This is a genomic window from Streptomyces sp. NPDC057616 (genome assembly GCF_042800575.1).
GTDB lineage: Bacteria > Actinomycetota > Actinomycetes > Streptomycetales > Streptomycetaceae > Streptomyces.
In genome coordinates, this window is sequence record NZ_JBHVGU010000006.1 from 90,005 (window position 1) to 101,676 (window position 11,672).

The 11,672-nt window shown below is 71.5% G+C and carries 8 protein-coding genes; 1 reads left to right on the top strand and 7 read right to left on the bottom strand.

The annotated features are described in order from the left end of the window. Window positions 1-131 precede the first annotated feature (131 nt). The 5 genes from ACFU97_RS09130 to ACFU97_RS09150 form a co-directional block, all read right to left on the bottom strand. Complete coding sequence (locus ACFU97_RS09130; RefSeq protein ID WP_384252965.1) at window positions 132-3,932, bottom strand: lipopolysaccharide biosynthesis protein; 3,801 nt, start codon at window positions 3,930-3,932, stop codon at window positions 132-134. Next, window positions 3,925-4,725, bottom strand: a complete 801-nt coding sequence (locus ACFU97_RS09135; RefSeq protein ID WP_384252968.1) for a polysaccharide deacetylase family protein — start codon at window positions 4,723-4,725, stop codon at window positions 3,925-3,927. Before ACFU97_RS09135 ends, ACFU97_RS09130 begins: the two co-directional genes overlap by 8 nt. Next, complete coding sequence (locus tag ACFU97_RS09140; protein WP_384252971.1) at window positions 4,718-5,707, bottom strand: glycosyltransferase family 2 protein; 990 nt, start codon at window positions 5,705-5,707, stop codon at window positions 4,718-4,720. Before ACFU97_RS09140 ends, ACFU97_RS09135 begins: the two co-directional genes overlap by 8 nt. Then, entirely contained in the window at window positions 5,704-6,555 is an 852-nt protein-coding gene (locus tag ACFU97_RS09145) for a glycosyltransferase family 2 protein (RefSeq protein WP_384252974.1), read from the bottom strand. The genes ACFU97_RS09140 and ACFU97_RS09145 overlap by 4 nt, the downstream gene beginning before the upstream one ends. A gap of 344 nt (window positions 6,556-6,899) precedes the next feature. Then, a complete protein-coding gene (locus ACFU97_RS09150; protein WP_384252977.1) occupies window positions 6,900-7,304 on the bottom strand; it encodes a hypothetical protein in 405 nt (134 codons plus the stop codon). A gap of 252 nt (window positions 7,305-7,556) precedes the next feature. Here ACFU97_RS09150 and ACFU97_RS09155 point away from each other — a divergent pair, with 252 nt between their 5' ends. Continuing rightward, entirely contained in the window at window positions 7,557-8,363 is an 807-nt protein-coding gene (locus ACFU97_RS09155; protein WP_384252980.1) for an SGNH/GDSL hydrolase family protein, read from the top strand. Here the strand turns inward: ACFU97_RS09155 and ACFU97_RS09160 are convergent, their stop codons facing one another. Continuing rightward, on the bottom strand, window positions 8,364-9,953 hold the full coding sequence (locus ACFU97_RS09160) for a serine/threonine-protein kinase (protein WP_384252982.1): 1,590 nt from the start codon (window positions 9,951-9,953) through the stop codon (window positions 8,364-8,366). Between the two features lie 63 nt (window positions 9,954-10,016). Next, on the bottom strand, window positions 10,017-11,666 hold the full coding sequence (locus ACFU97_RS09165) for a sulfite exporter TauE/SafE family protein (RefSeq protein ID WP_384253477.1): 1,650 nt from the start codon (window positions 11,664-11,666) through the stop codon (window positions 10,017-10,019). Between the last annotated feature and the right edge of the window lie 6 nt (window positions 11,667-11,672).

An 11,672-nucleotide genomic window follows, 5' to 3' on the forward strand; every position in this document is an offset into this window, starting at 1 on the left:
CTTTCCCGCGTCCCCCCAACAGGAGCCGGCAGGCCAATACCAGATGAGGAGAAAGGTGGTCCAAGACGGAGCCGAACAGATGCCCCCCCCCCGCCTCCCCGCCCTCCCCCCCCACTTCACGGACCGCGGCCTCACTTCATGGTGAGGAACCGCTGCACCAGCGAGGCGAGGAACACCGCCAGCAGCGGCAGCGAGAACCAGTAACTGCTCTGCAACCAGCGCAGTTGCCGCACACTCGGCCGGAACGCGATCCGCGCGACCTCGCGTGCCGTCAGCAGCACGATCAGCGCGAGGGCCGCCAGGGCGCCGACGACCGACCACGGCGTCCAGGTGATCTGCGGCCCGATCGGCCCCGGATCCGGCTTGGGCACCTTGCCCGCGGGCTGCTTCGCCAGGGCGTAGATCGTCGCGTCCGCGTTGACGTAGACCTTCTCCAACTCCGGCCGCCGGTCCAGGTTCTGGATCAGCCGGGGCTCCCAGGTGTCGGAGTAGCCCACGTCCATCCGCAGGTAGGTCGTCTGGCTCTCGTTGATCATCAGGTACGAGTTCGGACCCGCGTCCTTGAGCGCCTTGACCAGGCTGGACACCAGCACCGGGTCGGCCGGGGCCAGCGTGGGCACGTAGTTCACCCGCTCCATGTCCTTCGCGCCCCACGGCATCGCCGGTGTCACGTCGTTGACCGTGTCGTTGCTGAGCCACAGCAGGCGGACGGTCGGCTTGTCGTGGGCGTACACGTAGTCCATGGCCGCGACCTCGCCGGGCCGGACCCGCTCGAACGGCTCGTTGCCCCAGCGGGCCACCAGGAAGCCGCCCATCAGGAGCAGTCCCGCCATGAGCGCGGCCAGCGGGGCGAGGCTCACCCGGTCCTTGTCCCGCTCCTCGGCGGTGACGCCGGTGCGCGGGAACAGGGCGAGCCCGGCCAGCAGCGCCGCGCCCGGCACGGCGAACATGAAGACGCGCAGCGCCATCTCGCCGCCGTAGGACTGCATGCCGAAGCCGAGGAACGGGACGAACGTCAGGACCAGCAGCGACCGCTCGCGGTACTTGTGGTCGCGCCGGCGCCACCAGCCCCAGCAGGCGAACGCCATCACCGCGCCGGCCAGCAGTACCCGGGTGTACAGGACGAGCTTGTGCGTCGAGTCGCCGCCCTGGATACGGCCGGAGACCGAGGTGGAGACGTTGCTGCCGACGCCGCCGACGCCGCCGAACAGCTCGTTGAAGTGCCCGGACCAGTACGGCTCGGCCATGAAGCCCAGCCAGGCCGCGACCACGACACCGAACAGGATGGGCAGACCGCGCAGTTCGGACCGGCCGATGAGGACGAGCACCGCGAGCACGCCCAGCATCATGAACGGCGTCAGCTGGTGCGCCGGCACGCTCGCCGCGTACAGGCCGACCAGCACCCCGAGCAGGGCGGCCTTCTGGCGCCGGCTCGTCGGCTCGACCTCCGCCTCGCCGGGCCGCCGCTTCGTCCACAGCATCCGCGGCTCGCGGAACCAGACCAGCAGGATCGCCACGAAGGCCAGGTAGAGGAGGTAGGTGAAGCCCTGCGGTGAGAAGTAGTCCTGGCCCACCCAGCCGCTGAGCACGAAGATCCAGATGCCGGTCCACCTGGCCCGCCAGCTCGCCCGCATCGAGCGTACGAGCAGGAACATCGGTGCCAGGTAGAGGAGCTGGATGGTCAGCGGCCACCAGCGGATGACCTCGGTGAGGTCGGTGACCCCGCACGCCTTCGCGACGAACGCGGCCACCGCGAAGAAGCCCGGCCAGCTCCAGCGCGCGTCCAGGTCCGGCACGGCGGAGCCGGTGCGGTCGATGTAGTCGAGGAAGCCCAGGTGCTGCCAGGCGGTCGGGAAGCGCGGCTCGGTCTCGATCACCGCGGGCAGCGCGTGCAGCGAGATCACCGTCGCCAGCAGGGTGACCAGGAGCAGCGCCTTGTGCTCCCGTCCCGTCCACAGCAGCGAGGCGAACACCGCGACCAGCAGCGCGGCCCCGATCAGCGTCGGCAGCGGCAGGACCGAGACGAGGCCCAGCCCGCCCATCGCGTCCAGGTCGGCCTCGCCGAGTCCCAGCGCGGGCACCCAGTACAGGAGCAGCGCGGCGGTCAGCAGACAGCCCAGGACGACTCCGAGGCGGCTCGGCCGCAGGCGCTCGCGCCAGGTGAGGGCGGGCGGTTCGGGCTCGCGCACCTCCTCGGCCGGCTCCTCCTGGACGAGCGAGGCCTCCGCCTCCCGTACGACGTCCTCGCCGAAGGACGCTCCGAACGGGGCGTCCACCTCGGCGGGCCCCAGCGACGCCTCGGACCCCGGCTCCCGCTCCTCCACCGGCAGGCCGAGCTCCGGCTTCTTCGCCCAGGTGGGCCGGTGGTCCGCCGGCAGGACCGGTGTCCCGGTGGGCGGGGTCCCGGGCCCCGGCCGCACGTCCGGCCGCCGCTCCACATGGTCGAAGTCGACGTGGATGCCGAGCGCGAGGGTGTCGGAGTCCAGCGCCCAGGCGGGCCCGCGCCGGCGCGGCGCGTCCGTGGCCGGCACCTCGCGCGCCCCCAGGTCGGCGAGGTCGCCGTCGGGTGCCGCGTGCTCGGGCACGTCGGCCGGGGCGGCGCGCAGGATCCGGTACAGCTTCGGCGCGGCGATCGTGACGATCACCGCGAGCGAGGAGATCTCGGCGACACCGGCGCCGGTCAGCCCCATGCGGGGGAGCAGCAGCAGCGTCAGGCCGAGCACCAGGACGCACAACAGGCCCTGCAGCCAGGCGAGTCCGCCGGTGCGGCTCTGCGCGCGCAGCACCGCGAAGTACGTCTCCATGACCACCCGCAGCAGCGCCCCCACCGCGAACCAGCGCAGCAGCGGCGTCGCCGCGTCCGCGTAGCCCGCGCCGAAGACGCCCAGGATCCACGGCGCCCCGATGAACAGCACCCCGCAGATCGGCAGCATGATCCGGGCCATCCGCCGCAGCGCGGCCCGGGTGTTGACGGCCAGCCGGGCCGGGTCGTGCGAGCCCTCGACGGTCAGCGAGGCACCCATGTTGATGGCCAGCAGGTTGACCGTGCCGCCGATCGTGGTGGTGATGTAGAAGTACGCGTTGTCCTTGGAGCTGACCTGCGAGGCGATGATCACCGGGACCAGGTAGACGACGGCCAGCGAGAACAGCGAGCCCGTGTAGTCGCCGGCCAGGAACTTGCCGATCTCCCTGAGGTGCGGCGGCTTCGCGTGGTCCTCGGTCGCCTTGATGTGCCGCGGCACCAGGCGCCGGAAGACCAGCCAGCCGAGCGGGACCACCGAGGTGGCGATCGCGGCGACCCAGGAGACGAAGACGCCGGTGGCCGGGATCGCCACGGCGAACGCGACCAGCAGCCCCAGCTTGACCGCGGAGAACACGGTGTTGCCCACCGGGACCCAGGGCGCGCTTCTGAGCCCGGTCAGCACGCCGTCCTGGAGAGTGAGCAGGTTCCAGGCCATGACGGCGACGATGAACCCGAGGCCGTTCAGCGGCCCGTGCAGGAAGCGGTACGACGGACCCCACAGGTTCAGGGTCAGCAGGAAGATCCCCGCCGCCACTGCCACGACCAGCGAACTGCCCGCGTACGTACGGAAGATCAGCCGCCCGGTGGTGCGCCCGGAGACCGGGATGAACCGGGCCAGGGCGCCGGTCAACGTCACCGCGGTGAGGCCCGCGAGGAACTTCATCGCGGCGATCGCGGCCGAGCCCTGGCCGACCGCGTCCTCGGAGTAGTAGCGGGCCGCGGCCAGCCAGAAGCCGAGGCCGAGCACGGCGGAGATGCCGGTGTTCAGCATCAGGGCATAGGCGTTGCGGAACAGCTGGCTGCCGCCCTTTTTCCGGCCCAGTCCGGGCAGGCGAAGGCGGCGCCCCGACTGCTCGGGCGCCTCGGGCGCGGACGACGCCGCCTCGGTCGTGGTCGTCGTGTCAGACACGGGAACGGATGGCCTTCCGGCGGACCTGGCGTGCTCTGCGGACCATCGCGTACCCCTTGGTGAGCACGCGGTCCCTGGCGAAGGTGCGGGCGATCGCGTGGCCCTCGACCAGCCGCTCGAACTCCTCGATGCCCGTGGCGCGGCGCACGGTCACCCGCTGCACGGCGTACGGGCCCTGGCGGCGGCGGGCGAGGCCGTTGCCGACGGCGAGCGCCTGGGCGTACCCCGTCTCGCGCACGGCGTCGCGCACCCGGCGGCTGGAGTAGCCGTACGGGTAGGCGAACGAGACCGGGACGCGGCCCAGTTCGTCGGCGACGATCTCCTTGCAGTGGATCAGCTCGTGGCGCAGGGCGTCGTCGTCGAGCTGGTCGAGCTGCGGATGGGTGTGGCTGTGCCCGCCGATCTCCACGTCGGCGGCGGCGAGTTCGCGCACCTGGTCCCAGTCCAGCATGGTGTCCAGGCCGCCGCCCATGTCGTGCGGGCCCTTGATCCAGCCGGTGGAGACGAACAGCGTCGACGCGAAGCCGTGCTTGGCGAGCACGGGCAGGGCGTGCCGGTGCACGCCCTCGTAGCCGTCGTCGAAGGTGATCAGCACGGGCCGCGGCGGCAGCGGGCGCCCCGAGCGCCAACTCGCCGCCAGATCCGCCGTGTTGACCGGGGTCAGCCCGCGGTCCCCGAGGCACGCCATCTGCTCGGCGAACGCCTCGGGCGCCACCGACAGCCCGCGGGTGGCGTCGTTCGGGGCGGTGGCGACGGAGTGGTACATCAGGATCGGCACCGGTGCTTCAGTCATGAGATCCCCCCTCGATCTCGACGACGGAGAAGGTGGCCCCGCCACGGCGCGCCCGGACGGTGCCCACCACGTACCCCCCGGCCGCGGTGAGCACCCCGGCGACGATCGCGCCCGCACGGCCCGCGCCCCCGGGGCGGACCAGCGCGGCGTCGCGCAGCCCCCGCACCACGCCGGCGGGCAGCACCCGGGTGGCGTACCGGCGCTCGGACTCGAGTCCCTTGTCTGCGCCCACACTGCGCGCCACCAGCGCCTTGGACAGGCCCTCCGCGTAGGCGCGGGTGCGGAAGTACCCGAAGTGCTCGCGCGCCTCGGGCACCCGGTGGTGGATCACCGCGCGGTCGTCGATCAGCAGGATCGCGTCCGGTCTGGCGCGGGTGAGCCGGATGCACAGCTCCGTCTCCTCGCAGCCCAGCGGCCGCTTGTCGCCGTCGCGGCCGATGCCTGTCGCGAAGCCGCCGGCCGCGTCGAACGCCGTACGGCGGAAGGAGGCGTTGCCCCCGAGGACGTTGCGCACCCGGACCCGGCCCTGCGGCAGGCCCTTGTAGGTGCAGCCGACCACCCAGTCGAACTCCTCGGGGAACCAGGCCGGACGGCGGCCCGACGCCCAGATCGGCATCGTGCGGCCGCCGACGGCCATCACCCGCGGATCGGCGTAGCCCTCGGCGAAGCGGCGCAGCCAGTCCCGCTCGGCCACGGCGTCGTCGTCGAGGAAGGCGATCACCTCGCCGCGGGAGGCCGCGATGCCGGTGTTGCGGCCCGCGGACAGGCCGCGGGGGCCCGCGTTGGCGAGCACCCGTACGTCGTCCGCCTCCTTGTACTCCTTGGCCAGCCGGTCCAGCAGCGCCGGATTGTGGTCGACGGCCAGCAGTGTCTCCAGTGCGGGGTGCGACTGCGCCCGCACCGAGGAGACCGCCGCGAGGATGTCCTCCCAGCGGTCCTCGGTGTACACGCAGATCACGACGGAGATGTCGGGACCGCTCAAGACACCTCTCCCTGGACCGAGTCGAGAGGGACCGGGTCGAGCGGAACCGATTCGAGCATCGGCGAGTGGTGCTCCTGGCGGCGCAGCTCCTTCCGGTTCGACCGCTCCTTGAGGATGACCTTGAGCACCCGGAACCCGTCGCGCACGGCCCGCAGGTTGCTCGCGCCGTGGATGCGCAGATACTCGTAGCTCGGGATCTCCTGCACCTTCAGACCGGCCTTGACCACGCGGATGTTGATCAGGGTCTCGATCTCGAAGCCGGTGCAGTCGAGGGAGATCTTGTCCAGGCAGTGCCGCCAGAACGCGTTGTATCCGTAGCAGAGATCCGTGTAGCGGGCGCCGAACTTGCGGTTGACGATCGTGCACAGCGCCCAGTTGCCGAGCTTGCGGATGAACGTCATGTCGTCGGTGCCGCCGCCGTTGGCGAAGCGGGATCCCTTGGCGAAGTCGGCGCCGGAGACCAGCGCGGAGACGTAGCTGACGATCTCGTTGCCGTCCGCCGAGCCGTCCGCGTCGACCATCACGATGATGTCGCCGGTGCAGGCCTCGAAGCCGGTGATCAGCGCGTCGCCCTTGCCCTTGCCGCGCTGCTCGACGACCTTGACCTCCGGCCACAGGCCGCGGGCCACTTCGACGGTGTCGTCCGTCGAATTGCCGTCCACCAGAACGACTTCGTGTATCCAGTCCGGAAGTGTCTTGAACACGTAGGGGAGATTCTCCGCCTCATTCATGGCGGGAATCACCACGCTCACCGGTGGCGCGATGGCCAGGTGAGAAGAGATCGGCCGGTATTTGCTGGCAATTAACGGATCCTGGCCCGTGGTCGCCGGCCGAAGAACAGAACTCATGAGTCTGGTCCCTCTCGTCCGGTGGACCGCCCGCCCCTGGGCGGCCCGGTTATGTGTCCGGTTCGAAAGGGGGGTTCATGCCTGTGACATGACGAAATGGATCTCCGTGCATGCCGAGGCGAGCTGGCAAAGCTGGCCGCCTGCCGTGGAACGGCAGTCGGTCTCGCGGCACGACTCGGTCACAAGTGCGGTCACCGAGCACGGCACCCCCCTACCGCGCCCCACGCCGGATCCATCGCGGTCCTTGAGCCCTCCCCTAGAGCCGCTTGGTGATGGACCGATGCGGGTGAGATGTACGACGGTATTGACGATTGAACCCCTATGGCAAGGCCTGGAACGAGGCCTCACGTTTTTGTTGGTTTGACCGTTACACAGCCCATCAAAAGACAGAAACTGATCACGGTCACTGCGATGATTCCCCCGGTCACCGACCATCGGTGAACGGCCAACATGCCCTGCGCCACGAGCATGTCGAGGACGATCGCACCCCCGATCGCGCCGATCGCGCGACCGAGAGGCTCCAGCCCGCGCAGCGCGGCCCCGATGGCCGTGGTGGGCGCGGCGAGCAGGAAGAACAGGGTGAACGGGCCGCGCAGGGGTGAGTCCGAGCCGGCGAGCGCGAGTAGCGCGCCGCAGCCCCCCACGGCCGTCGCGGCCCCCGCGAGCAGTGGCGACAGGTCCCTCCCCGGTCCTGTCCGCGCCCGCTCCGAGCCCGCTGTTGGTGGTCTCTTGAGACGGATGGTCTGCATTGGCGACTTTGCCCCCCGACGCGCCGGATGCCGGGCTTCAGAGTCGCGCAGCCCGTCGGTGGCCGTCAAGGTCCGAAGGGGGCAAGAGGGCGGTTCTTGTCCATTCTTGAACCAGCCGCAACCGGGGTGCCGGTCCCGAAGAAGTCCGGATTCGAACGGTAGTTGGCCCGAAAGTCTTGACATGAACACTTCCCGTCGACACGCGTAGTTGGTACGACGGTTATGGCAGAGATCCTGCTAAAGGGAGGTTCCATGAGACGTTCCCGAATTGCCGTCTTCGTGAGCTCGATCCTCCTCGCCGCGGGTGCGGCCCTCACCGGGGCCACCGCGGCGCAGGCGTCCCAAGACGCCGCGGCCACCGGCTATGTGGCCCTCGGCGACTCCTACTCCTCAGGGGTCGGATCGGGCAGCTACACCAGCTCCAGCGGCGACTGCAAGCGCAGCACGAAGGCCTACCCCTACCTCTGGGCCGCGGCCCACTCACCCTCGACGTTCGACTTCACCGCCTGCTCGGGCGCCCGTACGGGTGATGTTCTGTCCGGGCAGCTGGGTCCGCTCAGCACCGCCACGGGCCTGGTCTCCATCAGCATCGGCGGCAACGACGCCGGATTCTCCGACGTCATGACGACCTGTGTGCTCCAGTCCGACAGCACCTGCCTGTCCCGGATCAACACCGCGAAGGCGTACGTCGACTCGACGCTCCCCGGACAGCTGAACACCGTCTACTCCGCGATCAGCGCCAAGGCCCCGAACGCCCACGTGGTCGTCCTCGGCTACCCCCGCTTCTACAAGCTCGGCACCACCTGCATCGGCCTGTCCGAGACCAAGCGGCAGGCGATCAACGGCGCGGCCGACTACCTCGACACGGCCATCGCCAAGGCCGCCGCCGACCACGGGTTCACCTTCGGTGACGTCCGCTCCACCTTCACCGGCCACGAGATCTGCTCGGGCAGCTCCTGGCTGCACAGCGTCGAATGGCTGAACATCGGCGAGTCCTACCACCCGACCGCGGCCGGCCAGTCCGGCGGCTATCTGCCGGTCCTGACCAGCGCCGCCTGATCACGGCGACGGCGACGCACTGGAGGAGGCCCCGCCCGTCGGGGTCTCCGCCACGCAGGTCACCGAGAACGGGACCGAGTTGGACTTCGTCTGCACCGGCGAGCGCACCTCGACACTGATCGCGTTGCGGAACGTCCCCGTGCTGTCGTAGGTCGTCACGAAGGCCCGGTCCTGCTTGGTCTTCGAACCGCCCTCCGGGAAGGACATGGTCCGCCACCCCTGGTCCATCACCTGGCCGTCCTGCGACACCCAGCGGTAGCTCACCTCCGCGGGCAGCTTCCCCACCGTGAACGTCGCCGTGAAGGCGGGCGCCTGGCCGCCGGCGGGCGGACAGCTGCCGGAGTAGGAGGTGTTCGCGCCCGTGAGGGTGACCTGCACGGACTGCGGCGCCGACGTCGTACGGCTGCTGCTCGGGCTCGGCGTACGGCTCTCGGCCCCGCCGCCGGCCGGTTTCGTGGTGGTGGGCGCGGGCGAAGTGGTGCTCGCGGAACGGGTGTCGGCGCCACTCGCGTTCCCGTTGCCGTTGTCCCGGTTGAGCAGCGCGTACGTCAGACCGGCCAGCGCCAGCGCGAGGACGACCAGGCCGGCGATCAGGACGGTGGCGGCCTTGCGGTTGCGCTTCTCCGGCTCGGTCGTGGTGGTCGTCGCGGGCGTGGTCGGCGCCGTCCCGTACGGCGTCGGCGTGGTCTGCGCCGTCCCGTCGGGGTAGCCGGCGATCGTCGGCGTGTACGGGACGGTCGGCGCCCCGAAGGCGCCGGGGGTGCCGCCCGCCGCGATGAGCCGCAGATCCTCCTCGGCCCGGTCGGCCGGCATCCGCTCGGCCGGGTCCTTGCGCAGCAGCCCCTCGATGACGGGGGCGAGCGGGCCGGCCTGCCAGGGCGGCGGCAGCTCCTCGTCGACGATCGCCCGCAGAGTGCTGAGCGGGGTGTCCTGGCGGAACGGCGAGTGGCCCTGGACGGCCGCGTACAGCAGGACGCCCAGCGACCACAGGTCGGACTCCGGGCCCGGAGTGCGGCCCAGCGCGCGCTCCGGCGCGAGGAATTCGGGCGAGCCGATGACCTCGCCGGTCATGGTCAGCGCGGAGCTGCCCTCCACCTGCGCGATGCCGAAGTCGGTGAGCACCACCCGGCCGTCGTTCGACATCAGCACGTTGGCCGGTTTCACGTCCCGGTGCAGCACGCCCGCCGCGTGCGCCGCCCGCAGCGCGGCCAGCACCTCGGCGCCGATGTGCGCGGCCCGCTGCGGCGGCAGCGGTCCCTCGGACTCCAGGACGTCGGCGAGGGAGACGCCGCGGACGAGCTCCATGACGATCCAGGGCCGGCCGTCCTCGGTGGCGACGTCGTACACCGTGACGACGTTGCGGTTGGCGACCCGGGCGGCCGCCCACGCCTCGCGTTCGAGCCGGGCGTACATCCGGCCGACGTCCGAGGCCTCCAGTCCGGCGGGTGCGCGCACCTCCTTGACGGCGACCTCGCGGTGCAGCACCTCGTCCCTGGCGCGCCACACGGTGCCCATGCCGCCCTGACCGAGGGGGGTCAGGAGGCGGTAGCGGCCGGCGATCACACGTTCACTGCCCGGTTCTTCGGACACGGGCTTCCCCCATTCGCATCCGCGCGTTTTCTCCACTCCGTGTGATTCCTCCACAAACGTAGCTCAGCCGAGTGCGGATGCGGCCCCCTTGAGCACCAGTCCGACGCCCAGGGCCACGACGAGGAACGCCGACCCGAGCGGGGCGGTCCTGCGGACCAGGGACGCGAGGGGGTGGCCGGTCCAGCGGGGGCGCCGGTCCAGCAGGCGGTTCATGCCGGTGCCCAGCTTGACCACGGCGAACCCGGCCGCGGTGAGCGTGATGGCGAGCCCGATGCCGTACGCGACGACGAGGAGCAGCCCGAACCAGGCCTGTCCGAGCGCCGCGGCGCCCACCAGCACGACGACGGCGGAGGGGCTGGGCACGAGACCGCCGGCGAAGCCGAGCAGGAGCGTGCCGCGCAGGGTGGGGGCGGTCGAGTGGGTGTGGGTGAAGCCGCCGTGGGTGTGCTCGACGGTGTGGGGGTGGCCGTGGCCGTGCGGATGACCGTGATCGTGTGCACGACCGTGGTCGTGATGGTGGTCGTGGGGGTGGGGGTGCGCGTGGTCGTGGTCGTGCGTTGGAGGGTGGGAGGTGGTGTCCGCGGCGGCCGAGGCGGGCTCGGTGCGGGCCGCGGCCAACACCAGGGCGCGCTCCGCGGGTTGAGCTTCCTCGCGCGGGTGGGGGTGCGGGTGTGGATGGTCGTGTGTATGGCCGTGCGGGTGTGCGGGGCCGCGGTTGCGCCAGGCGCGGCGTACGAGCGTGGCGCCCGCGGAGGCCACCATCACGCCGCTCGCGATGCCCAGCCAGGCGATCACCGAGGGCGCCGCCCCCGAGCCGGCCGTGACCAGGAGACCGAGCGCGACCACGCCGAGGGTGTGAGTGACCGTCACCGAGGCGGCCAGGGGCAGCACGTCCTTGAGGCGGGCTCGGCCGCCGCGGGCGGCCGCCGTCGCGGCCATCAGGGTCTTGCCGTGGCCCGGCGCGAGCGCGTGCATCGCGCCCAGGACGATCGCGATCAGCAGCGCGAGCGCGGCGAAGCCGACGGTGAGGTCGTGCCGTGCGACCAGCGAGTCCAGGGCGCGGGTCCAGCGGTCGGCGCCGCGCGGCAGGACCGAGGCGGCGGGGGCGTCCTGCCGCTCCTTCGCCAGGGCCGGTCCGCCGGTGCGCACGCGCAGGGAGGCGGACGAGGTGTCGGCGGGGGAGGAGAGCAACTCCTTCGGGTAGCTGGTGAGTTCGTGGGACACGGATGTCTTCGGTACGTCCGTCGCGGTGAGCGTCATACGGTCGCCGCGCGCGGTGATCTCGCGCCAGCCGGGCCCGGAGGACGCGCCCGCGCTGTGGAAGCCGAGGCGCACCGTGTCGTGCGCGGGCAGCGGCGCGGTCAGCGCGCACTCCACGCGGAGGGTGTTCAGGCCCGCCTGCCCCGGCCGCAGGTGCGCCATGCTGCGGCGGACCGTCAGGGCGGTGGCCCGTCCGTCGACGGTGACCCTGCTGCCGTCCGCCGCCTTCGCGCACCGCTGCCGCGCCCACTCGGCCGTGCCGAGCCGCTCGATGTCGGGCTTGGCCTGCGTGGCCGGGATCTCGGCGAGGTCCTCGACGTGGTCGACCCGGAGCGTGCCGGGGGCGGCGACCAGGCCGTCGTAGCGGTTGACGGTGAAGTTGCCGAGGGGGTGCGGGGGCGAGTGGGGGGGAGGGAGAAAAGAGAGAACGCAAGAAGCCGCGCGGAAAGACACCAACGG